At 74.0% G+C, this 25,575-nt stretch carries 21 protein-coding genes and 1 pseudogene; 5 read left to right on the plus strand and 17 right to left on the minus strand.

Annotated features, from left to right (window positions below; genetic code table 11):
* Positions 1-4 precede the first annotated feature (4 nt).
* Complete coding sequence (locus ACFWI8_RS02500) at positions 5-658, plus strand: DedA family protein (protein ID WP_387084801.1); 654 nt, start codon at positions 5-7, stop codon at positions 656-658.
* Here ACFWI8_RS02500 and ACFWI8_RS02505 read toward each other — a convergent pair.
* Positions 651-1,694 carry an MBL fold metallo-hydrolase gene (locus ACFWI8_RS02505; RefSeq protein WP_387084685.1) on the minus strand — a complete coding sequence of 348 codons (1,044 nt, stop codon included), beginning with the start codon at positions 1,692-1,694 and terminating at the stop codon, positions 651-653. The two genes, ACFWI8_RS02500 and ACFWI8_RS02505, sit on opposite strands and share 8 nt — an antisense overlap.
* A 129-nt stretch (positions 1,695-1,823) precedes the next feature.
* Here ACFWI8_RS02505 and ACFWI8_RS02510 point away from each other — a divergent pair, with 129 nt between their 5' ends.
* Positions 1,824-2,627: a methyltransferase domain-containing protein gene (locus ACFWI8_RS02510; RefSeq protein ID WP_387084687.1), complete on the plus strand. Its 804-nt coding sequence runs from the start codon at positions 1,824-1,826 to the stop codon at positions 2,625-2,627.
* A gap of 215 nt (positions 2,628-2,842) precedes the next feature.
* Here ACFWI8_RS02510 and ACFWI8_RS02515 read toward each other — a convergent pair whose 3' ends face one another.
* The 15 genes and pseudogenes from ACFWI8_RS02515 to ACFWI8_RS02585 all read right to left on the minus strand — a co-directional run bounded on the left by ACFWI8_RS02515 (position 2,843) and on the right by ACFWI8_RS02585 (position 21,327).
* The gene (locus tag ACFWI8_RS02515) at positions 2,843-3,838 is read right to left on the minus strand and encodes a zinc-dependent alcohol dehydrogenase family protein (RefSeq protein WP_387084689.1); all 996 of its coding nucleotides are present in this window, start codon (positions 3,836-3,838) and stop codon (positions 2,843-2,845) included.
* Positions 3,835-4,665 carry a carbohydrate ABC transporter permease gene (locus ACFWI8_RS02520; protein ID WP_387084691.1) on the minus strand — a complete coding sequence of 277 codons (831 nt, stop codon included), beginning with the start codon at positions 4,663-4,665 and terminating at the stop codon, positions 3,835-3,837. Before ACFWI8_RS02520 ends, ACFWI8_RS02515 begins: the two co-directional genes overlap by 4 nt.
* On the minus strand, positions 4,662-5,654 hold the full coding sequence (locus ACFWI8_RS02525) for a carbohydrate ABC transporter permease (RefSeq protein WP_387084693.1): 993 nt from the start codon (positions 5,652-5,654) through the stop codon (positions 4,662-4,664). The genes ACFWI8_RS02520 and ACFWI8_RS02525 overlap by 4 nt, the downstream gene beginning before the upstream one ends.
* Positions 5,651-7,015: an ABC transporter substrate-binding protein gene (locus ACFWI8_RS02530; RefSeq protein WP_387084695.1), complete on the minus strand. Its 1,365-nt coding sequence runs from the start codon at positions 7,013-7,015 to the stop codon at positions 5,651-5,653. Before ACFWI8_RS02530 ends, ACFWI8_RS02525 begins: the two co-directional genes overlap by 4 nt.
* Positions 7,016-7,083: 68 nt before the next feature.
* Positions 7,084-7,845: a DeoR/GlpR family DNA-binding transcription regulator gene (locus ACFWI8_RS02535; RefSeq protein WP_311604638.1), complete on the minus strand. Its 762-nt coding sequence runs from the start codon at positions 7,843-7,845 to the stop codon at positions 7,084-7,086.
* A gap of 832 nt (positions 7,846-8,677) precedes the next feature.
* Positions 8,678-10,663, minus strand: a pseudogene (locus ACFWI8_RS02540) (DUF5107 domain-containing protein).
* Positions 10,664-10,765: 102 nt separating this feature from the next.
* Positions 10,766-11,110, minus strand: a complete 345-nt coding sequence (locus tag ACFWI8_RS02545) for a lipopolysaccharide assembly protein LapA domain-containing protein (protein ID WP_387084697.1) — start codon at positions 11,108-11,110, stop codon at positions 10,766-10,768.
* A 68-nt stretch (positions 11,111-11,178) separates the two neighbouring features.
* Entirely contained in the window at positions 11,179-12,627 is a 1,449-nt protein-coding gene (locus ACFWI8_RS02550) for a glycoside hydrolase family 16 protein (protein ID WP_387084699.1), read from the minus strand.
* Between the two features lie 180 nt (positions 12,628-12,807).
* Complete coding sequence (locus ACFWI8_RS02555; RefSeq protein ID WP_387084701.1) at positions 12,808-13,224, minus strand: CBS domain-containing protein; 417 nt, start codon at positions 13,222-13,224, stop codon at positions 12,808-12,810.
* Between the two features lie 115 nt (positions 13,225-13,339).
* On the minus strand, positions 13,340-15,349 hold the full coding sequence (locus ACFWI8_RS02560) for a prolyl oligopeptidase family serine peptidase (RefSeq protein ID WP_387084703.1): 2,010 nt from the start codon (positions 15,347-15,349) through the stop codon (positions 13,340-13,342).
* A 22-nt stretch (positions 15,350-15,371) separates the two neighbouring features.
* Positions 15,372-16,760, minus strand: a complete 1,389-nt coding sequence (locus ACFWI8_RS02565; RefSeq protein WP_387084705.1) for a M20/M25/M40 family metallo-hydrolase — start codon at positions 16,758-16,760, stop codon at positions 15,372-15,374.
* Complete coding sequence (locus ACFWI8_RS02570) at positions 16,753-17,589, minus strand: M55 family metallopeptidase (RefSeq protein WP_387084707.1); 837 nt, start codon at positions 17,587-17,589, stop codon at positions 16,753-16,755. Before ACFWI8_RS02570 ends, ACFWI8_RS02565 begins: the two co-directional genes overlap by 8 nt.
* Before the next feature lie 11 nt (positions 17,590-17,600).
* Entirely contained in the window at positions 17,601-18,305 is a 705-nt protein-coding gene (locus ACFWI8_RS02575; RefSeq protein WP_387084709.1) for a class I SAM-dependent methyltransferase, read from the minus strand.
* A gap of 129 nt (positions 18,306-18,434) precedes the next feature.
* Complete coding sequence (locus tag ACFWI8_RS02580) at positions 18,435-18,647, minus strand: hypothetical protein (protein WP_311599962.1); 213 nt, start codon at positions 18,645-18,647, stop codon at positions 18,435-18,437.
* A 157-nt stretch (positions 18,648-18,804) separates the two neighbouring features.
* Positions 18,805-21,327, minus strand: coding sequence for a SpoIIE family protein phosphatase (locus ACFWI8_RS02585; RefSeq protein ID WP_387084712.1), 2,523 nt, complete (start codon positions 21,325-21,327; stop codon positions 18,805-18,807).
* Positions 21,328-21,686: 359 nt separating this feature from the next.
* Between ACFWI8_RS02585 and ACFWI8_RS02590 the strand changes: the two genes are divergently transcribed.
* The gene (locus tag ACFWI8_RS02590) at positions 21,687-22,658 is read left to right on the plus strand and encodes an alpha/beta hydrolase (protein ID WP_387084714.1); all 972 of its coding nucleotides are present in this window, start codon (positions 21,687-21,689) and stop codon (positions 22,656-22,658) included.
* A 177-nt stretch (positions 22,659-22,835) separates the two neighbouring features.
* Here the strand turns inward: ACFWI8_RS02590 and ACFWI8_RS02595 are convergent, their stop codons facing one another.
* The gene (locus ACFWI8_RS02595) at positions 22,836-23,240 is read right to left on the minus strand and encodes a hypothetical protein (RefSeq protein ID WP_387084716.1); all 405 of its coding nucleotides are present in this window, start codon (positions 23,238-23,240) and stop codon (positions 22,836-22,838) included.
* A 163-nt stretch (positions 23,241-23,403) separates the two neighbouring features.
* Between ACFWI8_RS02595 and ACFWI8_RS02600 the strand changes: the two genes are divergently transcribed.
* Positions 23,404-24,423 carry a helix-turn-helix domain-containing protein gene (locus ACFWI8_RS02600; RefSeq protein ID WP_387084718.1) on the plus strand — a complete coding sequence of 340 codons (1,020 nt, stop codon included), beginning with the start codon at positions 23,404-23,406 and terminating at the stop codon, positions 24,421-24,423.
* Between the two features lie 84 nt (positions 24,424-24,507).
* Positions 24,508-25,566 carry an aldo/keto reductase gene (locus ACFWI8_RS02605; RefSeq protein WP_387084720.1) on the plus strand — a complete coding sequence of 353 codons (1,059 nt, stop codon included), beginning with the start codon at positions 24,508-24,510 and terminating at the stop codon, positions 25,564-25,566.
* The last annotated feature ends 9 nt before the right edge of the window (positions 25,567-25,575 follow it).

Here is a 25,575-nt window from a genome sequence, read left to right on the forward strand (position 1 = left end):
CGCGATAGCCGCGACGGCCGCCGCCACCGAGGCCGTCTCCACCAACCCCGCCCCGCAGGTGGTGGGCTACCCCTCGCTGTTCCTGCTCGTGCTGCTCGGCGCGCTGCTGCCGGTCGTGCCCACCGGGGCGCTCGTCAGCTCGGCCGCCGCCGTGGCCCTGCACCACCCGCGGCCCGCGCTGCCGACGCTGCTGGTGTTCCTGGTGGCGACGGCGGCCGCCTTCCTCGGCGACGCGCTGCTGTACTGGCTCGGCCGGCGTGGCGTGCGCTCCCGCAACGGCTCCCGCTGGCTGGACCGGATGCACCAGCAGGTGGCGCCCGAGCGTCTGGCCAGGGCCAGGGCGCGGCTCGCGGCCGGCAGCACCACGGTGCTGCTGGTGTCCCGCCTGGTCCCGGCCGGCCGGATACCGGTGATGCTGGCCTGCCTGCTGGCCAGGATGCCGATGCGCGCCTACCTGCGGGCCGACCTGCCGGCCGCGCTGGCCTGGGCGGCCACCTACCAGCTGCTCGGCATGCTGGGCGGGGCGCTCTTCCCGCACCCCTGGCAGGGAGTGCTCGCGGCGGTCGTCCTCACGCTGCTGATCGCCGCCGCGCCGCCCGCCTGGCGCCGACTGCGCCACCCGCGCGGCGGCCACCCGGCGCCGGCCAAGCTCAACTGATCGACTGGTCGCCGGTCCCGCCCAGCACCCGGGAGCCGCCGACGGGCAGGTCCCACAGGTCCTCGGGGCGGCGGCCGGCGTCCCGCCAGGCGGCCCGCACCCTGGTCAACGGTTCGAGCGGCGGCTCGGCCGAGAGCGCGAAGGTGGCCCAGTGCATCGGCGCCATCCGGGCCGCGCCGACGTCGCGGCAGGCGCGCACCGCCTCCTCCGGGTCGGTGTGCACGGCCCGCAGCAGCCAGGGCGGGTCGTAGGCGCCGATCGGCAGCAGCGCCACGTCGATGCCGGGGAAGCGGGCGCCGATCTCCGCGAACCAGTGCCCGTAGCCGGTGTCGCCGGCGAAGTAGACCCGGCGCCCCGCCGGGTCGGTGAGCAGCCAGCCGCCCCACAGCGTGCGGCAGGTGTCGGTCAGGGTCCGCTTGGACCAGTGGTGGGCCGGCACGAAGTCCAGCCGGACGGCGCCGTCGGGCGCCGGCAGTTCGACGGCCTCCCACCAGTCGAGCTCGGTGGTGCGGTGGAACCCGCGACGCCGGCACCAGGCGCCGAGCCCGGCCGGCACGAACAGCGCGGTGTCGCGCGGCAGCCGCCTGAGGGTGGGCGCGTCGAGGTGGTCGTAGTGGTTGTGCGAGATCAGCACGGCGTCGATCGGCGGCAGGTCCTCCCAGGCGACGCCGACCGGCGTCAGCCGGGGCGGGGTGCCGAGGATGCGGCGCGACCAGACGGGGTCGGTCAGCATGGTGAGGCCGCCGATCCCGACCACCCAGCTCGCATGCCCGGCCCAGGTCAGGGCGACGGCACGGGCGTCCGGCGCGGGCAGCGGCGCCGGCCGGTACGGCAGCGCGCTCGCCTCGCGCAGCGCGGTGGCCGGGGGGCGCAGCGCGCCGTGCCGCAGGGCGCGGGCGAACGGCCGCAGCCCGGGGAGCGGCGACGTGAGCCGGTCGGCGAAGCCACGCGGCCAGGTGCGGCGCTCGAACAGCGGCCGGGGCTCGGCCGGCGCGGGCCGGTCGGCCCCCGCGGGGTGCTCGGTCCGTTCCGTCATAAGGACCAGATCAGCACGCGTCCCGCGCCCGGCAATCCAGCGCGCCGGACCGCTGGGCCATGCCGGTGAACGTGCCCGCATTGCGGAATGGACTTGCTCGACATGCGAGACGACGGGCAGGCTTCACGCATGTCGGAAGCCGTGTACACCCATGGACACCACGAATCGGTGCTGCGGTCACACCGCTGGCGCACCGCGGAGAACTCGGCCGCCTACCTGCTGCCCGAGCTGAGCCCGGGGCTCTCGCTCCTCGACGTCGGCTGTGGCCCCGGGACCATCACCGCCGACCTGGCGGCCCGGGTCGCCCCCGGCCAGGTGACGGCCGTCGACCAGGCGGCGGACATCCTCGGGACGGCGCGCGCCGAGGCGGAGTCCCGCGGCCTGACCAACCTGCGGTTCGCCACGGCCGACGTGCACGCGCTCGACTTCCCCGACGACTCCTTCGACGTGGTCCACGCGCACCAGGTCCTGCAGCACGTCACCGATCCGGTGCGGGCGCTGCGCGAGATGCGGCGGGTCTGCCGCCCCGGCGGCGTCGTCGCCGTCCGGGACGTGGACTACGCGGCGATGACGTGGTTCCCCGAGGTGCCGGGGCTCGCCGACTGGCTCGACCTCTACCGCCGCGTCGCCCGCGCCAACGGCGGCGAACCGGACGCCGGCCGCCGCCTGCTGTCCTGGGCACACGCCGCCGGCTTCACGGACGTCCGCGCCTCGGCCACCACGTGGTGCTTCGCCACGCCGGAGGACCGTGCCTGGTGGGGCGGTCTCTGGGCGGACCGCACACTCTCCTCGGCCTTCGCCGAACGGGCGGTCGCCGAAGGACACGCGACGGAGGCCGAGCTGGCCGAGCTCGCCTCGGCATGGCGCGCGTTCGCCACCTCCGAGGACGGCTGGTTCACCAGCCTCCACGGCGAACTGCGGTGCCGCGCCTAACCACGGCCGGTTGCCTTCTTCCCCACCCACCCGCCCTTTCGCGCGCTTCGCGCGAGGTGGGCCTGCGGCCGTGCGGTGCCGCGCCCACCCAGCCCTTGGCGGTGGCCTTGCGCGGCAGCGCCGCACGGCCCGGCGGCGAAGCCGCCGCGGCCCGTGGTGCGCAGCGCGGAAAGGGCAGGTGGGTGGGGGCACACCCCGGGGCGAGCCCCGGCGGGCTACGGCACGACGACCGTCTTGCGTCCCACCCCGGCCGCGAACTGCTCCATCGCGCGCGGGTACTCCGCCAGCGGCAGCCGGTCGGTGATGAACACGTCCGGGTCCAGGATGCCGGTGGCGAACAGGTCCGCCGCGCGTTCGTAGCTGTGCAGGACGGCCATCGAACCGGTGATGGTGATCTCCTGGTTGTAGATCTTGTACGGCTCGATCGTCGCGCGCGCCGCGTAGTCCGCCACCCCGAACTGGAGGAAGGTGCCGGCCTTGGCCACCCGGCCGAGGCCGTCCTGGATGGCCGCCGCGTTGCCCGTGGCGTCGATGACGATCTCCCAGCCCTGCGGCCGGTCCAGTTCCTCGGCCGAGGCCGCCGCGCCCGAGCAGCCGAGCACGAAGGCGGTGGCGAGCCGGTCGGGGTTGATGTCGACGATGTCGACGCCGCTGGCGCCGGTGCGCTTGGCGAGTTCCAGCATCATCAGCCCCATCGTGCCGGCGCCGTAGATCAGCACCCGCGCGCCCAGCGTGGAGCGCAGCACGTCGTAGCCGCGGATGGCGCAGGACAGCGGCTCGATCAACGCCGCGTCCTGGACGCGGACGTGCTCGGGCAGCACCACGCAGTTGGCGGCCGGCGCAACCGCGTACTCGGCCGCGCCGCCCGGCACGGAGACGCCGATGGCCTGCCAGCGGTCGCAGAGGTTGGCGTGCCCGTTGCGGCAGTAGCGGCACTCGTGGCAGTAGAGGGAGGGGTCGACGGCCACCCGGTCGCCCACCGCCACCTCGCCGGCCCCGACGTCCTTGCCGACCGCGACGACCTCGCCGGCGAACTCGTGCCCCGGCACGATCGGCAGTCGCGGCGCGAACTCGCCCTGGAGGATGTGCAGATCGGTCCCGCACAGGCCGCAGGCGGCGACCTTGACGACCACGTCGCGCGGTCCCGGCGTCGGGTCGGGGACCTCGGTCAGGCTGATCGTCCCGACGGACTCGATCAGGGCGGCTTTCACTTGACTGCTCCTAGAGACAGGCCCTGGACCAGCTTGTCCTGGGCGGCGAAGCCGGCGGCGAGCACCGGCAGCGAGATGGCGAGGGCGGCGGCGGAGAGTTGGGCGAGGAAGAGGCCCTGGCTGGTGACGAAGCCGGTCAGGAAGACCGGCGCCGTCTCCGCCCGGACGCCGGTCAGCACCCGGGCGAACAGCATCTCGTTCCAGCTGAAGATGAAGCAGATCAAGGAGGTGGCGGCGATGCCGGGCAGCACGATGGGGCCGATCACCCGGGTGAGGAGCACCGGCAGTCGGGCGCCGTCGAGTTGGGCGGCCTCGATGACGGAGGCCGGCACCTCGGCCAGGAAGGACTGCAACATCCACACGGCGATCGGCAGGTTCATCGACGTGTAGAGGAGGACGAGCAGCCAGATGTTGTCGAGCATGCCGACGTTGCGGGCGAAGAGGTAGATCGGCAGCAGTCCCGCGATGGCCGGCAGCATCTTCGTGGAGAGGAAGAAGAACAGCGCGTCCCGCCAGGCCCGCACCGGCCTGATGGCCAGCGCGTAGGCCGCCGGCAGCGCGAGCAGCAGCACCAGCAGCGTGGAACTGACGGACGCCGTCAGTGAGTTGATCAGCGGCGGCCAGGGGTCGGCGCCGCCGCCGGCGCCGAAGAACTCGCGGTAGCCGTCCAGGGTGAGCGGCGCGAGGAAGGCCGGCGGGTTGCTCGCGGCGTCCGACTCGGAGTGGAACGAGGTCAGCGCCATCCAGGCGACCGGCAGGAAGAAGACGAGCCCGGCCAGCCAGGCCAGCGGTCCGAGCAGGCGGGAGCGAAGGGTCCTGGTCGTCATGCGCGGCTGCCCTCCTCGCGGAACAGGGAGGACACCACGCGCAGCGCGAACATGGCGAGGATCAGCGAGCCGATGACGACCAGCACGCCGGCCGCCGAGGCCACGCCGTAGTCCTGGGCCTGGGTGAACTCCTGGTGGATGACGTAGGGCAGGTTGGCGGTGCCGAGCCCGCCCGCGGTGATGGTGAAGACCGCGTCGAAGTTCTGCACGATGTAGATCGAGCCGAGCAGCGCGCCGAGTTCGAGGTAGCGGCGCAGGTGCGGCAGGGTCAGGTGGCGGAAGATCTGCCAGTCGCCCGCGCCGTCGATGCGGGCGGCCTCGGCGAGTTCGACCGGTCGGCTCTGCAGGCCGGCGAGCAGGATCAGCATCATGAACGGCGTCCACTGCCAGATCAGCGCGATCTCGACGGCGATCAGCGGCATGTCGGAGATCCAGTCGGGCTGCGGGGCGGTGAAGCCGAACAGGTCGCCGAACTGCCCCAGAAGACCGTTGAGCAGCCCGTACTCGGGGTTGAACAGGACGTGCTTCCACAGCAGCGCGGCCGCGATGGGCACGATCAGGAACGGCGCGATGGTCATGGTGCGCACCACCGCCCGGCCCCGGAACCTCCGGTCGAGCAGCAGCGCGAGGCAGAGGCCGAGCACCAGGCTGACGAGGACCACGGTGGCGGTGAGCAGCGCCGTGGTGGTGACCGAGGAGCGCAGGTCGGAGTCGCTGAGGACGGTGTCGTAGTTGTCGAAGCCGGTGAAGCCGCGGTCGTCGGGAAAGAGCGCGTTCCACTCGAAGAGGGAGATGACGAGCGTGGCCACGAACGGGAGTTGGGTGACCACGATCATGAAGACCAGGGCGGGCAGCAGCGGCGCCCTGGTGGCCCAGGCGCGGGCCCGGGTGGGCCGGCCGGCGGGCGGCGGGAGGGCCGGGGCCCGGTCCCCCGCCCCACTCCGCGGTGAGGGCGGCGACGACGTCGCCGGGGTGGCGGTGTCGCTCATCGGTCCTGGTACTCCTCGGCCACGTCCTCGGCCATCCCCTGGGCGTTCTCCAGCGCCTCGGCGACGGACTGCCGGCCGGCGATAGCCGCGCTGATCTCCTGCGAGACGCGGGTGCCGAGGTCGGCGAACTCGGGGATGGTGACGAACTGGACGCCGGGCGCCGGCCGCTCCTGGACGCCGGGGTTGATCGGGTCGGCCTCGGCGATGGCGTCCCTGGTCACCTCGTAGAACGCGGCGGCGGCCTCCTGGTAACGGGGGTTCTCGTAGGTGGAGGCCCGCTTGCCGGCCGGGACGTTCTCCCAGCCGAGGGTCTCGCCGACGAGTTCCTCGTACTCGCTGCTCGACGCCCAGGAGATGAACTCCCAGGCGGCCTCGGCGTTCTCGGAGGCACGCTGGATGCCCCAGGCCCAGGTGTAGAGCCATCCGGAGCTGTCGGTCTGCTCGACCGGGGCCGGGACGTAGCCGATGGAGCCGGCCACCGGCGAGTCCTCGGCCTCCAGGGAGCCGGCGCCCGCGGTGGCGTCGTACCACATGGCGGCGTTGCCCTGGACCATGTTGTTGAGGCACTCGGCGTAGCCGGCCTGGGCGGCGCCCGACTCGCCGTGCTCGCGCACCAGGTTCACGTAGAACTCGGTGGCCTCGACGAACTCGGGGTCGGTGAGCCTGGCCTGCCAGTCGGCGTCGAACCAGGTGCCGCCGAAGGTGTTGACGACGGTGGTGAGCGGGGCGATGACCTCGCCCCAACCCGGCAGGCCACGCAGGCAGATGCCGGCGACGTCCGGCTCGGCCTCCTCGACCTGGGCGGCCAGGTCGGCGACCTCCTGCCAGGTGGGCCGCTCGGGCATGGTGAGCCCGTGCTCCTCGAAGAGGTCGGTGCGGTACATCAGGAAGGAGGACTCGCCGTAGAACGGCTGGGCGTAGAGCTGGCCGTCCTCGCCGGTGAGGGAGAGGTTGATGGGCTCCAGGATGTCCTCGACGTCGTAGTCGGCGTCGGCCTCGACGTACTCGTCGAGCGAGTGCAGCCATCCGTTGCGCGAGTAGATGGGCGTCTCGTAGTTGCTGATGGTGGCCACGTCGTACTGGCCTGACTGGTTGGCGAAGTCCTGGCTGATCCGCTCCCTGACCTCGTTCTCCGGCAGCACCGAGAAGTTCACGGTGATGCCGGTCTCCTCGGTGAAGTGCTCCGCGGTGAGCTCCTGGAGCTGGGCCATCTGCGGGTTGTTGACCATCAGCACGTTGATGCTGTCGCCGTCGCCCGAGGAGCCGCCGCCCCCGGCTCCGGCACAGGCGGCGAGCAGGGTGAGCGCCGCCGTGCTGGCGGCGAGCGCGTGCGCGGTGCGTCGGCTCTGACTGGTGCGCATGGTGGGGCTCCTGGGGTGGGTGTGGTCGTGTCGGCGGGGCCGACGTCTTCCGGCGTGTGTGAGGGTCTTCAGACCCGGATGACCTGGGGGCCCTGCAGGGAGTAGCGGTGGGCCTCGGTCGAGCTCAGGCTGGTGCTGGTGACGATCACGTCGAGGTCGTGGATGTCCGCGAAGCGGCAGAAGCCGGCGGCGCCGAACTTGGTGTGGATGCCGGCGAACACCCGGCGCCGCGAGGCGAGCACGGCCTGCCGCTTGACCTCGCCGACCGCCGGGTCGGGGGTGGTCAGGCCGTGGGTGCGGGAGATGCCGTTGGCGCCGATGAACGCCAGGTCGATCACGAAGCCGGCGAGCATCCGCGCCGTCCAGTGGTCGACGGTGGCCAGGGTGCCGCCGCGCACCCGGCCGCCCAGCAGCAGCACGGTGAAGCCCTCGACGGCGGCGAGTTGCCCGGCGACGGCGAGGGAGGCGGTCACCACGGTCAGCGGGCGGTCGTGTGGCAGGTTCTCGGCGATGAGCTGGGGGGTGAAGCCCTCGTCGATGAACACGGTCTCGGCCTCACCGGTGAGTTCGGCCGCGGCGGCGGCGATCCGCCGCTTCTCCGGCACGTGCCGGGTGGCGCGCAGCGCGAGGGTCGTCTCGAAACCGGCGCTCTCCACCGGGTAGGCGCCGCCGTGCGTGCGGCGCAGCAGCCCGTGCGCCTCCAGCACCCGCAGGTCGCGCCGGACGGTCTCCTTCGCGACGCCCAACTCCTCGGCGAGGTGGGTGACCTCGACGGAACCTGCCCGACGGGCGGCACCGACGATGGCGCGCTGACGCTCCTCTGCCGACATGCCTGCCTCCCCGCGGCCAGTCCGACTCTGCCTTCTGTATGCCCGATTGGGCCCGCACGCAGAGTTCTACCGTCGTGGTTCGGGTCTGAACAGTCATGAGGTCCGGGTTATCGCGCCCGGATGTGACCGCTTGCGGTTCCTGTGGTCCGGCCGGAACCTGGCCGCTGAACGGCCGAAACGTCCGGCCCGCGGCGCCTGACCGACCCACCGAACGGGCCCGCACCCGCCCGACTCCCGCCCGTTCCCGGCCCGTTCCACCCCACCACTCGGGCACCGGGCCCGCACCCGCACCGCCCGACCGGGAGGGGGTTCCCCCCGCCCACCCGCCCCTTCTCGCGGCTTCGCCGGGTGGAGTTCGGTGCCTGCGGCTGCGGGAGGTGCTGCGCGGTTTCCCCCCGCCCGCCCGTCCCTTCTCGGCTTCGCCGGGGTAGGTACGTGGCTGGCGCCTGGCCGCCGTCCCGCGCTTCGCGCGGGTTCCAGGCCCGCCCAGCGAAGCCGCGCATTGAGGCGGGCAGGCGCCGCAGCCCGGGCAGGCCCGGGCCGCAGGCCCCCGCTCCCGCGGCGAAGCCGGAAAGGGGCGGGCGGGCGGGGAAAACACCCCGTGCGAAGCACCGGGGCACCGCCGAACCCACCCGGCGAAGCCGGAAAGGGCGGGCGGGGAAGAACCGCGCGAAGCGCCCGGCGCAGCCGCAGGCACCGAACCCCACCCGGCGAAGCCCGGGAAAGGGCGGGTGGGCGGGGGAAAACCGCGCAGCGCCCGGCGTCCGGCGACACGTCGGCCGCAGGCCGTGGACCCGGCGCGGAGCGCCGGGTCGGCGTCGAGACCCCGCCGTCAGGCGGGTCGCATGCGGAACTCGTACCGCTCCGGCAACCGCTCGTCGGTGATCGCGGCCCACGTGTCGCTCAGGATCTCGTCGCCCTCCCGCAGGTCGGCGACCTCGAAGCCGGCCTCGAAGACGGCGCGGGCGTCCGCCCGCGGTCCCTCGGCGAGCAGGATCCGGCTGTCGAGCAGCCGGAAGCGGCCCGTCGCGCGCACCTCCGCCGGCAGGCGGTCGAAGGCCAGGCGGGCGTCCGCGACGCGGCCGGCGGCCAGCAGCGCCGGCACCGCCTCACGAGCCAGCGCCGACTCCGCCGTGTCCGCCCGCGCGAGCGCCAGCGCCCGCTGGAAGCGCTCGGCGGCCGACGCCACGTCGCCGTCGCAGGCGTCCGCCACGGCCAGGCAGCGCAGCGCCCACGGGTTCTCGCCCGCGGCCAGCGCACGCGACCAGCTGCGCCGCGCCTGCGCGCGGTCGCCGGCGTGCCACTGGGCCACGCCCAGGTGGTAGTCGGTCAGCGGGCCGCCGGGCGCGCACTCGAGCCGTTCCCGCCAGGCGGGCGAGACCAGCGAGGGTCCTGGCACGGCTCCGGCCGACGGTTCGGGGAGCCGGCCGGTGTCCAGCAGGTCGAGCCAGGGTCGCTGCTCGGGCCCGAGCGTGCCCGGGTCGAACGGGGTGCCGGGCAGTTCGTGCCCGCCGCGGGCCACTTCGAGGGCGCCCCAGCCGGAGCCGACGTGCAGGGTCTCGGCAGGGTCGAGGTCGGCGTGCGGCAGCCAGGCCGCGTGGGCGGCGTCCAGGGTGGCCGCGGGCAGCGCCTCGGCCAGTCGCCGCTCGGCCTCCGCCCTGGCCGTCGCCCAGTCGGCGTGGTGCACGGCCGCCGGGTCGGCGGCGAGCGGGCCGTACGCCTCCAGCCGGCTGAGCGCGGCGCCGGCCGGCAGCGGCACGTGCTCCAGCTAGGTGCGGGCGAGGCCGGCCTGGATCTCCGCGTAGCCGCCGGTGCCTGGTTCGGTCAGCCAGCGCTGCCAGCGGCGCCCGCCGGGGCCGGCCCCCCAGACGAACAGCTTGCGGCCGCGCAGGGTGGCGGTGGAGGTCTGGACGAGCCCGGTGCCGGTCTCGTCGAGGGCGGCGATCCACTTCCTGGCGTCGGCCGGCACCTCGTAGAAGTAGTCGGCCGGGAAGGCGCCGCGCAGCGGGTAGCTGCGGTCCTCGCCGTCCCAGCGGGGGGTCGGGATCAGCCGCAGGTCGCGCTCGTAGCCGAAGTGCCAGGCCGCGTCGGCGGGGACGAGGACGCGGGCGTGCTCGGTCTCGGGCACGGCGGTGTTGGACCACCAGTAGACGGGGACGGTGGTCTCGTGCGGGTTGCGGATCCGGACGCCGACGTGGAGGAAGTCGGAGCCCTCGGGCAGCCACAGGTCGACCTGGAACGGCGTGTCGCGCAGCCGTTCCCACTCCCACAGGCGCAGCATCTGGCCGCCGTCGGGGGCCGGCAGGACGGCGGCGTGCAGCGGGGCGCAGGAGAGCGTGGTGTGTCCGGTGGCGCCGATGTTCCACTCGATGCCGCCGGAGAACCAGGCGCCGTTGAGGGCGAAGTCGGCCGGCTGCAGGACGGGGTTGCTGTAGAGGAGCTCCCGGCCGGTGGGCTTGTGGCGCAGGGAGTGGACGCGCCCGCCGTAGCCGGGCAGGACGGTGGCCCGCAGCCGGTCGTTCTCGATGACGAGGGCGTCGACGGCGGTGGGGGTGCGGTCCCGGGTGTAGCCGTCCCTGATCCGGGTGGGGAGCACGGTGGTCAGCGGCGCGTAGCCGATCTGGCGGGCCATCTCGGCCGGCAGGGTGGCCCGCAGTTCCTCGCCGATCCGGTGCGGGTCGTCCCTGGGCACGAGGGGCGGCAGCGGGTTCTCCGGGCCGAGGGCGGCGGCCGGCAGGGTGAGGGTGGTGCGCGTGACCACGGCCCTGGTGGTGCCGCCGGCCGATCCGCTGGTGCCGGCTGCCGAGTATGCCGCCATGCTCGCTCCCCTTGCTCGCCTCGCTCCGGGCGTCGCCGGACGGCCGCGTGATCACCATGGGACACGTTGAGCCGTTCGGGTGAAAGGGGGCGCCGGAGGCGGCTACCGCCGAGCGCGCCGCACGCGGCGGCGGTGGGCCCAGAACATGCCGGCGAGCATGCCGAGGAAGGCGGTGCCGAGCAGCACCACCCACAGGGGCAGCCGCACCTCGGGGATCAGCAGGTGGACCTTGATCGTCCTGGTGTTCTGGAAGATGAAGACCAGGACGAGGGCGCTGATCAGCGCGGCGATGACTCGGCTGGTGTTCCAGAAGCCCGGCTGTACCTCGGTCTGGCTCACCGAGACGTGGGTGGGGCCGCCGACGGGGCGGCCGCCCCCGGCGGGGCCGCCGGCGGGGCCGCCGCGCGGGGGCTCGTACGGTCCTTCGTCGCTCGTGTCGGGTCTCATGGCTCCAGGATGGGAGCGGGCCGCGGATCTCGCCCGTCGGGCCGCTCCCATCCGGTGAGTGCCGCCGGTCAGCGGACGGGGATGGTGACCGTCGACTGGTTGCCGGTGCCGAGGGTGCTGGGGCCGTTGCCGATGGCGTTCCACACCTCGACCCTGACCCGGCCGTTCGTCATGTCGCCGTGGCTTCCGGTGGCGGAGGCCAGGCCCCTGGCCTGGGTGTAGTGCTCGTAGCCGGGCACCGGGTCGGTGGCGAAGTACCGGTAGGTCTCGACCCGCTCCCAGCTGCCGTCACCCGTCCGGTCGTAGGAGACGCGTACCTGCTGCCCGTTGGCGACGGTGGTGCCGGCGTCGACGAACAGGTCGAAGGCAGTGGATCCGCCGGTGTAGGTGCCGGTGACGCCGCTGGCGGTGAAGGTCTGCGGCTGGTACGGCGTGCCGTCGTGGTTGACGCCGCCGGCGGACGCCAGCGGGGCGGTGGTCGCCGAGCCGGCCGCGGCGCCGAGGGTGCCGTCGCCCCGCAGGTTGAGCGTGCCGCCGGTGGGCGGGGGCGTGGTGCCGCCGCCCCTGGTCCAGACGGCGACGTAGTCGACGAGCATGGAGCGCCCGGGCACGGTGGCGGCCACGGGCGTGGCGCGGCCGGCCACGCCGTCGGGGAAGGCGCCGCCCATGGCGACGTTGAGCAGGATGAAGTAGCCGGCGTGGCTGGTCATGTTGGACCAGGTGGTGGCGTCGAGCTGGGCCTGGCTGACCGAGTGGTAGAGCTGGTCGTCGACGTACCAGCGCAGCTCGTTGGGGGTGACGGCGCGGTCCCACTCGAAGCGGTAGGTGTGGAACGCGGACTGGCAGCTGGCGCCGGGGCAGGCCCGGCTGCCGCCGAGGCCGTTGTTCTCGTTGCAGGGGCCGCCGGGCGCGGTGCCGCAGTGCAGGACGCCCCAGACGGTGTTGAGCCCGTTGACGTTCTCCATGACGTCGAACTCGCCGATGCCCGGCCAGTTCCAGTAGTTGCCGCGGTAGGGCGAGCCGAGCGCCCAGAACGCCGGCCAGTAGCCGAGGGCGGCCTCCCCGGTGACGTTGGGCATCTGGATGCGGCCCTCGATGCGGAGGGTGCCACCGGCCGGGGCGGTGAAGTCGGCGCGCCGGGTCTCGATGCGGGCCGAGGTCCAGTTGCCCGCGCCGTCGCGCAGCGGCGTGATGCGGAGGTTGCCGTTGCCGTCGTGGCTCAGGTTGTCGGGCGACGAGGTGTAGTTCTGGATCTCGCCGGTGCCCCAGTTGGCCGGGCCGCCCGGGTAGGAGTGGCCGGTGTCGATCTGCCAGTTGGCGCTGGACGGCAGCGTGCCGGCGGCGCCCGTGAAGTCGTCGCTCCAGGCGAGGGTCCAGCCGGGGAGGGACGGCACGGCGCCGCGCGCCGGCGTGGCGGCCGTGATCGAGGCGAGCAGCCCGACGATCAGCAGCAGGCAGGCGCCGGCTAACCGGGTCGTGGGCGCGGTGGCGCGCGAGGGGGCGTGGATCGAGCTCATGCGGGCGCCTTCCGGTGGGGGGGTGGCGGACGACTGAGAGCGCTCTCAGAAACTCTTCTGGCCCTCTTATAAGCCCCACCATCTCCCCCGTCAACGCCCCGGCGTCGCACCGGTGTCGACATGCCGATGGCCCGGCGGGGGCCGTGCCCGCCGCCGGGCCATCGGGACCGCCCGCCCGGGTCAGGCGTAGACGCGCTCGACGAACTCGGCCAGCTGGTCGTCCGACAGGGCCTTGGCCAGGTCGGTCTCGCTGATCATGCCGACGAACCGCTTGCCCTCGTCGATCACGGGCAGTCGGCGTATCTGGTGGGTCTCCATCTCCTGGAGGATCTCGTCGACGTTGGCGTCGATGCTGACCCAACGCGGCGTGCCCTCGCACAGCTCGCCCGCCGTGACCTGAGCGGGGTCGTGGCCCGAGGCGATGCACTTCACGACGATGTCGCGGTCGGTGATGATGCCGCGCATCCGTTCGTTCTCATCGCTCACGGGCAACGCGCCCACGTCGAACTGGCGCATCAGCTGCGCCGCCCGGTCCAGGGTCTCGGTGGCGGGGATCCAGTGGGCACCGGGGCTCATGATGTCGGCGGCCGTGGTCATGGCATCCCTCCTTGTTTGGATGCGTCCTTACGTTTTGCCGGATTGCTCCAGTTCCCATCCTCCCCGCTGGCGCGGCCGCCCGCCAATCGGGGGAGTGGGCATGGCCCGCCGCCGGTCAGTCGCGCAGGTCGAGCGGCGGCACCCCGGCCCCGCCCTCGCCCAGGCCGAAGGCGAGCGCGTAGAGCGCGAGCTCCGCCTCCAGCGCCCGGCGGATGGTCTCGGCGCGCCGGAAGCCGTGCCCCTCCCCGGGGAAGGCGAGATAGGCGTGCGGCACCCCGCGCCCGGCCACCGCCGCCAGCAGCCGCTCGGCCTGCACCGGCGGGCAGATCACGTCGTCGAGACCCTGGAGCAGCAGGAACGGCACCCGCAGCCGGTCGGCGAGGTTGACCGGGGAGCGGTCCCGGTAGCGCTCGGGCACCTTGTCCAGCGGGCCGACCAGTGACTCCAGGTAGTGCGACTCGAAGTCGTGGGTCTCGTCCACCGCCCAGCCGGTCAGGTCGAGGATGGGGTAGCTGATGGTGCCGCACGCGAAGCGCCCCTCGGCGGCCGGCGAGACCAGCGCGGCGGCGGCCGTCCAGCCGCCGGCACTGCCGCCCCTGATGGCGAGCCGCGCCGGGTCCGCGGTGCCCTCGTCGGCGAGCGCCGTGGCCACCGCCGCGCAGTCCTCGACGTCCACGACGCCCCAGCGCTCGCGCAGCCGGTTGCGGTACGCGCGGCCGTAGCCGGTGGAGCCGCCGTAGTTGACCTCGACGACGCCGATGCCGCGCGAGGTGAAGTAGGCGATCTCCAGGTCGAGCACCAGCGGGGCCCGGGAGGTGGGCCCGCCGTGCGCCCACACCACGTAGGGCGGGCGCTCGCCCTCGGGGCCCGTCGCCTCGGGGTGGTGGGGCGGGTAGACCTGGGCGTGGATCTCGCGCCCGTCGGGCCCGGTGATCACGCGGGCGCGCGGCGTCGGGTGGTACGCGGGGTCGACGACGTCGTGGTGCTCCTCGGCGACCACCCGGCTGTGCCCGCTCGCCGTGTCGAGGCAGACGATCTCGTGGTGCCGGTGCGGTCCCGCGGCGATGCCGGCGACCCGGGTGCCGCGCACCGCGAGCGCGGGCGACCACTCGGTCCAGGGGCCGGTCGCGTCGGCCAGCTCACCGGTGGCCGGGTCCAGGATGCCGAGCCGCGCCACGCCCCGGCCGTGCACCACGGCGACCGTGCCGTCGTCGAGCGGCGCGAACCAGCGGTGGCCCAGCTTCCACAGCGCGTCGCCGAACTCCTCCTCGCGTGGGCACAGGTTGACGGCGTGCCCGGTGTCGGGGTCGACGCGGTGCAGGTTCCACCATCCCGAGCGGTCGGTGACGGCCAACAGGCTGCCGTCCGGGGCCCAGTCGGCCTGCGCGACGGACTCGTCCTGGCCGCCGGCGATGGCGTGGGCGCCGGTCAGCAGTCCGTCGGCGTCGATCTCGGCGATCACCAGCTCGGTGCCGTCCCATGGCATGCGCGGGTGGTCCCAGGCCAGCCAGACGGCGCGGCGGCCGTCCGGCGCGGGGCGCGGCGTGGTGACGAAGCGGTGTGCCTCGGCGGTGAGTTCGCGGACCGCGGCGCGGTCGTCGGCGGCCGAACCGTCCAGCGGCACGGCGACCGCCACCCGCCGCACGTCCCCCGGCGCCTCGCCGGTGAACTCCTCCAGCACGCACCACACCTCGTCGCCGCGCACCAGCGGGTCGGCCCAGCGCAGGCCGCCGCCGACCGGCGAGACGGGGGTGAGCGGGCGTGGCGCGGGGCCGCCGGGCGCGTCGGGTTCGACGGCGTAAAGACGCTGGTCGGCGAAGTGGGTGAAGACGACCAGCGGGCCGCCGGCGGGGCGCGGCACCCCGGCCCAGGGCACGCCGCCGTACTCGATCACCCGGTTGCGCACGTTCCACGGCGGCGGCAGCACGCTGACGGCGCCCGCGCCGTCGGGGGTGAGCCGCAGCAGGGCGCGCCGCCCGCCCTCCTCGGGCCGTGGCGCGGTCCACCACAACTCCTCGCCCACGGCGCCCAGGTACTCGGGTTTGCCGTCGTGCGCCGCGACCAGGGCGGCGTCGATCGGCGAGGGCCAGGCGCCGTATGGTGCCGGTCGTGGTGTGGTGCCCATGCGGCCTCCTCGGGGCGGGTGTTCAGAGCGTCAGCAGCGCGCGGTCGAGCACGCGGATCCCGAAGCGCAACGCGGAGACGGGCACGCGCTCGTCCACGCCGTGGAACATCGCCTGGTAGTCGAAGCCTTCGGGCAGCCGCAGCGGCATGAATCCGTAGCCGGTGACGCCGAGTCGGGAGAACTGCTTGGCGTCGGTGCCGCCGGTCATGCAGTAGGGGACGACGTGGGCGTCGGCGTCGAAGTGTCGCAGCGCGGCGCGCAGCACGTCGAAGGTGGGCGCGTCGACCGGCGCCTGGAGGGGGATCTCGTGGTGCGCGTACTCCCAGTCGACGTCGGGTCCCGTGAGCAGGTCGAGGGTGGTGGTGAACTCCTCGTCGCCGCCGGGCAGCACGCGCCCGTCGACGTGCGCGGTGGCGCTGCCCGGGATCACGTTCACCTTGTACCCGGCGTCCAGCATCGTGGGGTTGGCGCTGTTGCGGACGGTGCCGGCGACCAGTGCGGCGGCCGGGCCGAGGCGGTCGAGCAACTCCTCGACGCCCCGGGCCAGTTCGTCGGGGTCGGGGGTGTCGAGGTCCGGCAGCGGCTGTTCGTACAGGGCGGCCAGCTCGGTGAGCGCCGCCCGGACGGTGGGGCTGAGGCGGACCGGCCAGGTGTGCTCGCCGATCCGGGTGACGGCGGCCGAGAGCCGGGTGACGGCGTTCTCCCGGTTGATCTTGGAGCCGTGTCCGGCCCGGCCACGGGCGGTGAGGGCCAGCCAGGAGGTGCCTCGCTCGCCGGCGCCCACCGGGTAGATCCGCCGGCCGTCGCCCGGGTGGTAGGTGTAGGCGCCGGACTCGCCGATGGCCTCGGTGCAGCCCTCGAACAGCTCGGGCCGGAGCCGGACGAGGTGTCCGGCGCCGAACTCGGCGCTGTCCTCCTCGTCGGCCGTGAACGCCAGCACGATGTCGCGCCGGGGGCGCACGCCGGCGCGCGCCCAGGCCCGCACCACGGTGAGGACCATGGCGTCCGAGCCCTTCATGTCGACGGCGCCGCGCCCCCAGACCACGTCGTCGACGACCTCGCCGGCGAACGGCGGCACGCTCCACTCGCTCGCGTCGGCCGGCACCACGTCCAGGTGGCCGTGCACCAGCAGCGCGTCGGCGCCGGGGTCCGTGCCCGCGACGCGCGCCACCACGTTGGTGCGGCCGGCGGCCTTCTCCACGATGACGGGTTCGATGCCCGCGTCGGCCAGCGCCGCCGCGACGTACTCGGCGGCCGGGCGCTCGACGCCGTCTCCCCCGCCCCGGTTGGTGGTGTCGTGCCGGATGAGGTCGGCGGTGAAGCGCACCACCTCGTCATCGGCGCGGTCGTCGATGTGACGCGCGTCAACCCGGGCGCCGGTCATGCCGGCGGACGCGATCCGGTCAGCCATACCATTCCTCCACGGCGGCGGACACCATGGTGGTGACGGCCTTGAAACAGCGGATTCCCTCGTACATGGTGGTCGCGGTGAACGCCACGCGGCGCGGCCCGATCTGCTCGACCCCGGGCACCAGGGCTGCGGCGCCCGCCAGGTGTTCGGCGTCGAACCCGACCTCGATCACCCGCTCCCGCGCGGGGGGCGGCGCGTGGCGGGTGGCGAGCCCCACGGCCCTGGCGGCGGCGGCGCGGATGTCGGCGGCGGTGCGGGTGGGGGTGCGGCAGACCGCCGCGTACCGCGAGACGTAGTCCTTGACCGCGACGGTCCTGGCGTCCGGCGCGTAGCCGGCGGCGTCGGCGCAGGCCCGGTCGTCGCCGGTGACCAGGACGACGGGTGTGCCGTACTCGGCGGCCACCAGCGAGTTCAGCAGGCCCTCGCTGGCGCGGACGCCGTCGACGAAGACCCCGGTGATCGAGTTGCCCAGGTAGGTGTGGGCCAGCACGCCCTCGTCCCCGGCGCCCGTGTGGTAGCCGACGAAGGCGATGCCGTCGACGTCGCCGTGCTGGACGCCCTCCACCATGCTGAGGTCCTTGTGCCGGCCGGTGAGCAGCTGGGCCCGGTCGTCGAGCTGTTCGAGCAGCAGGTTCCGCATGGTCATGTGGGCCTCGTTGACGAGCACCTCGTCGGCGCCGCCGTCGAAGAAGCCGGCGATCGCCGCGTTCACGTCGGAGGTGAACATCGGCCGGCAGCGCTGCCACTCCGGCGTGCCCGGCAGGCAGTCGGCCGGCCAGGTGACGCCGGTGGCGCCCTCCATGTCGGCCGAGACGAGGATCTTCGTCATGCCGCGTCACGTTACCCGGTGCGGCCGACGACCAGCCAGCTTGACGGCAGCTCGACACGGGTGCCTTCCGGGTCCCGCACCGTGGTGGCGAGCGGGGCCCGGCCGGCGTCCAGCACGGCGAGGCCACGCTCGGCGAAGAGCGCCGGCACGGCCTCGTCGGGCATCTCCATGGGCGAGATGCCGTGCGCGAACACGGCGGCCAGCGAGGGCGGCGGCCCGCCGGGCCGGCGCATCAGGCCGGCCAGCGTCTCCCTGGCGGCCGACGCCGGCTCGACGACGAACCCGCGCCCGGCGGCGCCGAGCAGCGTGGCCACCCCGTCGACGATCCGCGCCCGCTCCTCCGGCGGGGCCTGGTGCAGCACGCCCCGCAGGTAGACGTGGCAGTCCCCGCGCCGCTCGTGGAAGGCGGCGACCGCCGCGCCGTCCGCCAGGTCGAGCACCTCGAACTCCGCGCCGCCCGGCCGGCGGCGCGCCAGCTCCACGGCGGCCGGCGACAGGTCGACCCCGACGACGACGCCGTGCCGCTCGCCGAGGTGACGCGTCTGCGTGCCGTTGCCGCAGCCCGCGTCGACCAGCGGCAGGTCGCCCGTCAGGTACGGCTCGAACAACGCCAGATGCCGCGCCGCGACCTGCTCCGGCGGCGCGTCCCAGAAGACGCTCTCCGCCGCCGTCGGTGCCTGCGCCCAGAACCCGTCCCAGCCCTCGTCGACGCGCATGTCCCGCTCCCTCCGAACGCCGTCCCCCTGGCACCTTGTCCCCGGGAGGGGTGGCCGCTAAGCGCTCGTGGGGCGTGCCCGTGAGCGGGCACGCCCACCGCCCGTTCGGTCATCGGGCGGGCCCGGTGGTCAGTCCCAGGCGTATCCGTCGCCGAAGTTCAGGGTGTGCTCCAGCACGTCCTCCATCGGGTCGTCGATCTGGCCGATGTTGATCAGCGCGAAGCCCGGCGAGGTCAGCGACCCGTCGGCCCGCGCGACCTCGCTCCCGAGCCCCACGACCGTCGCGACGCCCGCGCCGGCGATCGCCCATCGGCTGACATTCCGTACGAGCCTGCCACTCATGGCGTGCCCCTCCGCTCCCGTTGTCCAAGGTCGACCACCCGGCCACGCGCCGGGTTTCGCCCTGCTTATCGGCTTTGCCGATCAAGGAGTCACGGGGAACCACTCGATACTCCGACTGCGGGAGCGCGGGTTGACTCTCCGCACGCCCCCCGGCGGGTCAGCGGTAGCCGTGGCGACGCGCCCGCGGGTCGGCCTGGTCCCGCAGGCCGAGCTCGAACCAGACGGTCTTGCCGCGCCCGGTCCGCGTCGTGCCCCAGGCCCGGGCCAGCCTGCTGACCACGTGCAACCCGCGCCCGGCGTCGTCCAGCGGGCCGCAGTCGAGCAGCACCGGCAGCTCGTGGCCCTCGTCGGAGACCTCGCACAGCAGCGCGTCGGCCCGGACCAGGCGGAGCTCGACGGGGCCGCTCTCGCCGTGCCGGACCGCGTTGGTGACCAGCTCGCCGACGAGCAGCTCCGCCGTGGCCCGCACCGGCTCCGGCAGGTCCCAGGCCGCCATCCGCTCGCGGACCACGGCCCTGGCCCGTGGCACCTCGGCGCGGTTGAGGCCGAGCCGCCAGGTGGCGACGTCGCCCTCGGCGATGCCGTTCAGCCTGGCCATCAGCAGCGCCACGTCGTCCTTGCGGTCGTCGGGGGCAGTGGAGGCGGCCAGCGCGCGGATGATGGTGTCGCAGGCCGCGTCCATGGAGGCGGCCGGGTGCGCCGCCGACTCGCACAGCGCGGCGAGCCCGGCGCCGATGTCCTGGCCCCGCACCTCGACCAGTCCGTCCGTGCACATGACGAGCCGGTCGCCCGGGCTGACCGGCACCGTGACCGTGGTGAACGCGACCTGCCCGACGCCGATCGGCGCGCCCGTCGGCAGGTCGAGCAGCTCGCTCGACCCGTCCGCCGCGCGCACCAACACGGGTGGGATGTGGCCGGCGTTGGCGATGCGCAGCTCGGAGCGGACCGGGTCGTAGACGGCGTACAGGCAGGTGGCCAGGTAGTGGTCGCCGAGCCGCTGCGCCAGGTCGTCCAGGCTGCGCAGCAGTTGCGCCGGGTCGGTGTCGAGCGCCGCCATGGTCTGCACGGCGGTGCGCAACTGGCCCATCATGGCGGCGGAGTTGAGGCCGTGTCCCATGACGTCGCCGACGACGAGCGCGGTGCGGCAGCCGGGCAGCCTGATGGTGTCGAACCAGTCGCCGCCGACGCGGCCGAGCCGGGTGCCAGGCAGGTAGCGGGTGGCGGTGTCGCAGCCGGCCATCCGGGGCTCGATGCGGGGCAGCATGCTGTCCTGGAGGGTGTCGGCGACGTTCTCCTGGTACGTGTACATGCGCGCGTTGTCCAGCACCAGGCCGGCGCGGGCGGCGAGTTCGGCGCCGGTCACGCGGTCCATGTCGTTGAACTCGGGCCGCTCGCGGTGGCGCAGCAGGATCATGAAGCCGAGCACCACCTGCCGGGCCTTGAGCGGCACGACCAGCATGGAGCGGTGGTTGATCAGCGGCCTGATGTCCCGCTTCTCGAACTGGGCGGCGATCATGTCGCCCATCTGTTCGCTGATGCGCGGCACCAGCACCGGCTCGCCGGTGGTCATGCACTGGAAGAACGGGGTGTTGGCGGGGAACGGCATGGACTCGCCGACCGGCACCACGTCGTCCCAGCGGCCCGGCTCGTCGTTGTGCTCCACGGCCACCCGGTGCCACATCGTGCTGGTGTCGGGCGGCCCGTCGGGGAACCCCTCGCCGGCGACGACCTGTTCGCGCAGGTAGGTGCCTGCGACGTCGGTGAAGCGGGGCACGACGGCCTGGCTGACCTCCTGGATGGTGCGGGCCAGGTCGAGGGAGGAGCCGATGCGCCCGCTCACCTCGTTGAGGAACTCGAGCCGCTCCCGCACGGCCGCGTACTCCAGCTCGGAGGCGAGCTCCGCCTCGGCCGCCGCGGCCCGCCGCTCGTCGTGCTCCGCCCGGGCCGCGCGGACGGCGCGCTCCAGGCCCTCGCGCCGCACCACCCGCTGTGGCACGCCCCAGTCGGCGGTGACCGGCACCCGCGCGTGGCGGCTGAACTCCAGCACCGGGTAGCCCTGTCGGATGACCTGCCCGGCGATGTGCCCTGCCTCCTGCGGGCTCATGCTCGGCATGATCTCCGGCAGCCGCTTGGCCAGCTCGTCGGCCTCCTCGAACCTGGTGTGCGGCGCGAAGCCGGGCGAGACGCGGTCCTCGCGGGTCGGCTCGCCAGGCTGGGCAGCCGCGCCGTCGGCGGCGAGCACCAACACCCTGGCGGCCCCAGGACCGTTCAGCGGGTAGGCCCACCAGAGCACGTCGCGGGTCTCGGCGAGGACGGGGTCCTGGGTCCAGAAACGACCGGCCAGCGGCTGGGCGAACGCGACGGTGTCGGTGCCGAAGACGAACTCGACCTGCTCCTCCGGGTCCAGCGGCCCCATGCCGCCGGCCTCGTGCCCCGCCTCGTCCGCCGGGTCGCCCTCGGCGGACATCACGGCCGATATCGGCATGACCTCCGCGGCCCGCCGGCCGACGGCCTCGTCCCGCTCGATGCCGAACAGCCGCCGGGCGCCGGCGCTCCAGTGCGAGATCTCCCCGGCACCGTCGACGACGACCACCGCCAGCGGGATCCGACCGGTCACCGCGGCGGTGGTCCTGGGCTCTTCGTGCTGTGGGTGGTGGGGTTCCGGATCGGGGGCCACCATCTCTCCTTCCCGGAGGGAGCGTTCACCACCGTACGCCCCGCCGGGGCTTCGGCGGGAGCCAATGGCCAAGGTGGTGGTGCGCCCGCGCGCGTTCGCACCCGCGCGACCGGGAGTACGCCCCCTCGACGATCCGCCCGGCCGCCCCGGCGAGGCGGGAAAAGCCACAACCTTCACCCGAACGGGTGAGTCCGGCTCGACTGGCTGACCCACCCGAACGGCCCACGGCTGAGCGCCCACTCCGCCCCGCCCGCCGCGGCTCGGCCGCCTCCCGGTTGCGCCGGCCACCCCACCCGCGACGCTGCTGGTGAGACCGAGCACGCAGCGCGTCCACGCGGCGCGTCACCGAGAGGAGCCCGCCGATGACCACCCTGTCCCGCTCCCCCGCCGAGATCCTGGAGCCTGCGGCCCGGGAGCTGGTCGAGGCCACCGCACCGCATCCCCGGATCTACGAGGTACCGCCCGACCAGGGCCGGGACATCCTGGCCGACCTGCAGAACGGCGAGGGCGTGCCCAAGCCGACCGTCGACGAGGCGTGGGTGACGGTGCCCGGCGGCCCGACCGGCGAGATCCGGGCCCGGATCGTGCGCCCGCGCGGCGCGACGGGACCGCTGCCCGTGATGCTCTACATCCACGGCGCCGGCTGGGTGTTCGGCGACGAGCGGACCCACGACCGGCTGGTTCGCGAACTGACCGTGGGCGCCGGCTGCGCGGCCGTCTTCCCGGTCTACGACCGCTCGCCCGAGGCGCGTTACCCGGTCGCCATCGAGCAGAACCACACGGTGGGCGAGTGGATCGTCGCGGAGGGCGCCAAGCACGGCCTGGACCCGTCCCGGATCGCGGTCTGCGGCGACTCGGTCGGCGGCAACATGTCGGCGGTCCTCGCCCTGATGGCCAAGGACCGGGGCACGATCCCGCTGCGCGCCATGGTGCTCCTCTACCCCGTGACCGACGCCGACTTCGAGACCGGCTCCTACCGCGAGTTCGCCGACGGCTTCTACCTCACCAGGGACGGCATGAGGTGGTTCTGGGACCAGTACCTCCCCGACACCGGCCGGCGCACCGAGCCCTACGCCGCCCCGCTGCGCGCCTCGACGGAGCAGCTGCGCGGCCTGCCGCGGACGTTGGTGATCACCGACGAGGCCGACGTGCTGCGCGACGAGGGCGAGGCGTTCGCCGCCAAGCTCCGCGAGGCCGGCGTCGACGTGACCGCCGTCCGTGTCGAGGGGATGGTGCACGACTTCCTGATGCTGGACAGCCTGCGGAACTGCAACGCGACGTCCGCCGCCCGCCGCCTGGCGATCGACGCGCTGCGCACCGCCCTGCACGACTGACCGGCGGGCGCCGGGGCATACCGTGGCCGGCGTGTCATCCCCTGTGCCACGCCGGCCACGACGACCCGACCGGGCCGTTTCTCCCCCTACGGACGGTGGGTCCCCACCAGACGGCACCCACCGTCCGGGCCACCGCCCCCGCCGCGCACGTCGTTCCCACGACGGGGACGGTCGTCGTCAGGCGGCCCAGCCTCCCGTGGACCGGGCGCTCGAAGCGAACGCGAAGTAGAAGCGGGTGCCGTCCCGGACGTCGGTGGCGACCACGGTCCACTGGCCGGCCGGCGCCCACCTGTATCCGTTGCAGTACTGCGGCCCCGAGCTCGGCTTGAAGCAGACCGCGATGTACCCACTGGTGTTCGGCAGGATGTTGATGTCATTGCAGCGGCTCGTGGTGCCGAGGTCGGGGCCACCGTACGGGTAGTAGCTCTGGCCGGCGGGCTTGATGTACGAGTTGATGACGTCGTAGCAGGCTTGCGCCCCCACGTCGCCCCGCGTGTCGGCGTCCGCGGCCGTGGCCGCGCCGCTGAGTCCCCCGAACGTCAGCAGCAGCCCGCTCGCGACCGCCGCGGCCCGCTTCGTCATCTTCCGCATGATCTTCCGTTCCCCTCCCATTCGGACAAGCCCCGGGCACGACCGGCGATCTTGGCGGAGATCCGCCGCGCCTGTTCGACCGCGGAGCCGTTCGGACACCTTCACTATTGCGAGGCGGGGCCGGGCTCGTCCATGCTGTTGCACCAGGGGACAAATGCCCAGCTCAAGTGGGGGGACCACGGTGCTGCGTATTCACTTTTCCGACGCGGACCTGGCGAGAACGCGAATCGCGGCGGCGCCCGACCCGCTCTGGGAGGTCGCGTCCAGCCTGCACCGATTACAGAGCCGCACCGGCCGCTGGGCGTATGCCGGCTGGTACCGGAGCACCCGGCAGCGCGTCGCCGAGCACCGCCTGGAACGGCTGGTCAGGGAAGTCCTCGTCCCGCTCTTTCCGCGCGCGGCCTACTTTCCGGACTTTCTGACGCCCAGTCAGTCGGAGCAGGGTCTGGAGGCCGGACTCGAGGCCATCGCCGCCACCCCGACGCCCCGCGTGGCGCGTGAACTGCGGCTGTTCGAACGGCGGGTCGGCGCGCCGTCGTGGATCGGGCGGCTGACCCGCGGCGGCGAGCGGGCGGAACTGCTGGGGGCGATCCGGACCTACCACGCGGTGGCGCTGGCCCCCGCCGACGACCTGATGCGGGCCCGGGTCGACGCCGAGCGTGCCGCCCGTGCCAGGAACCTGCTCGACGGCGGGGTGCACGCCCTGCTGGACAACCTCGGCCCCTCGATCCGCTGGCGGCCGCCGGTGCTGCACGTCGACTACCCGGCCGAGGAGCGCGAGATGCGACTCGACGGCCGTGGACTGCGCCTGGTGCCGTCGTACTTCTGCTGGGGCAGCCCGGTCAGCATGTACGACCCGGAGCTGCCGCCCGTCCTCTTCTACCCGCTGCTGCACGAGCCGGCCCCGCTCGCCGACGATTCCGGCGAGCCGTTGACCGCCCTGCTCGGCCGTACCCGCGCCACCGTGCTGCGCGCCGCCGCGTCCGGCGCCGGCGCCACCACCGGGGAGCTGGCCCGCGCCGCCGCGGTCTCCGACTCGTCGGCTAGCCGGCACGCCTCCGTGCTGCGCGAGGCCGGCCTGCTCAGCAGCAGCCGGTTCGCCACCAGCGTCCTGCACACCCTCACCCCGGCCGGCGCGGCCATGCTCAGGGCCGGCCGCCGGCCGCCCGGATGACGTCGGCCGCGTCCCGCTTGCCCTGGAGCCCACTCCAGCTCGTAGCGTCGGAGCCGCACGCCGACGCCGACAGAGGGGAACACCGTGCGGTACACGCTTTTCGGCAGGACGGGGCTGCGGGTCAGCGAGCTGAGCCTCGGCGCCATGACGTTCGGCGAGGACCTCGGCTGGGGCGCCGACCGGGAGACCAGCGGGCGGCTGCTGGACGCCTACGCGGACGCCGGCGGGAACTTCGTCGACACCGCCAACATCTACACGGCCGGCAGCTCGGAGCGGATCCTGGGCGAGCTGCTGGCCGGCCGCCGCGACCGGTTCGTGCTGGCCAGCAAGTACACCTGCCCGACCGTGGACGGCGACCCCAACTCGGGCGGCAACCACCGCCTGAGCCTGGTCCGCTCCCTGGAGGACAGCCTGCGGCGGCTGCGCACCGACAGGATCGACATCCTGTGGGTGCACGCGCGGGACAACTTCACCCCGGTCGAGGAGGTGATGCGCGCCCTGGACGACGTGGTGCGGGCCGGGAAGGTGCTCTATGTCGGCGTCTCCGACTGGCCGGCCTGGGAGATCGCCCAGGCCAACACCCTCGCGGAGCTGCGTGGTTGGACGGCGTTCGCCGGCTCGCAGCTGCGCTACAACCTGCTGGAGCGCACCCCGGAGCGCGAACTGCTGCCGCAGGCCCGGGCGTTCGACCTGGCGGTGCTGGCCTGGAGCCCACTGGAGGGCGGCAAGCTCACCGGCAAGTACCGGACCGGCGGCACGGGCCGGCTGTCCGGCGAGGGCTGGGACAACGCCGAGGACCAGCGCGAGGCGGCGATCATCACGGCCGTGCTGGAGATCGCCGAGCAGGGCGGCTGGAGCCCCGCGCAGGTGGCGCTGGCCTGGCTGCGCGCCCAGCCGGGCAACGTGATCCCGATCGTCTCCGCCACCCGGGAGAGCCAGCTCGCGGACAACCTCGCCTGCCTGGACGTCGAGCTCGACGCGGACGCGCTGGAGCGCCTGGACCGGGTGAGCGCGGTGCCGCTCGGCTTCCCGCACGCGTTCCTGCGCGAGCCCGGCATCCTCCGCAACGTCTACGGCGACCGCGCGGCCGACATCGTCGACCGCCGCTCGACCTACCGTCGCACCACCACCGAGGTGCGGTAGGAAGGTCCG

The organism is Streptomyces sp. NPDC127098 (assembly GCF_042722465.1).
Taxonomy (GTDB): Bacteria; Actinomycetota; Actinomycetes; order Streptomycetales; family Streptomycetaceae; genus Streptomyces; species Streptomyces millisiae.

Excerpts from the sequence above, each read along its gene's own strand:
- ACFWI8_RS02505 (WP_387084685.1), bottom strand. The coding sequence starts at position 1,694 with ATGACGGAACGGACCGAGCACCCCGCGGGGGCCGACCGGCCCGCGCCG.
- ACFWI8_RS02510 (WP_387084687.1), top strand. The coding sequence starts at position 1,824 with ATGTCGGAAGCCGTGTACACCCATGGACACCACGAATCGGTGCTGCGG.
- ACFWI8_RS02520 (WP_387084691.1), bottom strand. The coding sequence starts at position 4,665 with ATGACGACCAGGACCCTTCGCTCCCGCCTGCTCGGACCGCTGGCCTGG.
- ACFWI8_RS02525 (WP_387084693.1), bottom strand. The coding sequence starts at position 5,654 with ATGAGCGACACCGCCACCCCGGCGACGTCGTCGCCGCCCTCACCGCGG.
- ACFWI8_RS02530 (WP_387084695.1), bottom strand. The coding sequence starts at position 7,015 with ATGCGCACCAGTCAGAGCCGACGCACCGCGCACGCGCTCGCCGCCAGC.
- ACFWI8_RS02535 (WP_311604638.1), bottom strand. The coding sequence starts at position 7,845 with ATGTCGGCAGAGGAGCGTCAGCGCGCCATCGTCGGTGCCGCCCGTCGG.
- ACFWI8_RS02545 (WP_387084697.1), bottom strand. The coding sequence starts at position 11,110 with ATGAGACCCGACACGAGCGACGAAGGACCGTACGAGCCCCCGCGCGGC.
- ACFWI8_RS02550 (WP_387084699.1), bottom strand. The coding sequence starts at position 12,627 with ATGAGCTCGATCCACGCCCCCTCGCGCGCCACCGCGCCCACGACCCGG.
- ACFWI8_RS02555 (WP_387084701.1), bottom strand. The coding sequence starts at position 13,224 with ATGACCACGGCCGCCGACATCATGAGCCCCGGTGCCCACTGGATCCCC.
- ACFWI8_RS02560 (WP_387084703.1), bottom strand. The coding sequence starts at position 15,349 with ATGGGCACCACACCACGACCGGCACCATACGGCGCCTGGCCCTCGCCG.
- ACFWI8_RS02565 (WP_387084705.1), bottom strand. The coding sequence starts at position 16,760 with ATGGCTGACCGGATCGCGTCCGCCGGCATGACCGGCGCCCGGGTTGAC.
- ACFWI8_RS02570 (WP_387084707.1), bottom strand. The coding sequence starts at position 17,589 with ATGACGAAGATCCTCGTCTCGGCCGACATGGAGGGCGCCACCGGCGTC.
- ACFWI8_RS02575 (WP_387084709.1), bottom strand. The coding sequence starts at position 18,305 with ATGCGCGTCGACGAGGGCTGGGACGGGTTCTGGGCGCAGGCACCGACG.
- ACFWI8_RS02580 (WP_311599962.1), bottom strand. The coding sequence starts at position 18,647 with ATGAGTGGCAGGCTCGTACGGAATGTCAGCCGATGGGCGATCGCCGGC.
- ACFWI8_RS02585 (WP_387084712.1), bottom strand. The coding sequence starts at position 21,327 with ATGGTGGCCCCCGATCCGGAACCCCACCACCCACAGCACGAAGAGCCC.
- ACFWI8_RS02590 (WP_387084714.1), top strand. The coding sequence starts at position 21,687 with ATGACCACCCTGTCCCGCTCCCCCGCCGAGATCCTGGAGCCTGCGGCC.
- ACFWI8_RS02595 (WP_387084716.1), bottom strand. The coding sequence starts at position 23,240 with ATGACGAAGCGGGCCGCGGCGGTCGCGAGCGGGCTGCTGCTGACGTTC.
- ACFWI8_RS02600 (WP_387084718.1), top strand. The coding sequence starts at position 23,404 with ATGCCCAGCTCAAGTGGGGGGACCACGGTGCTGCGTATTCACTTTTCC.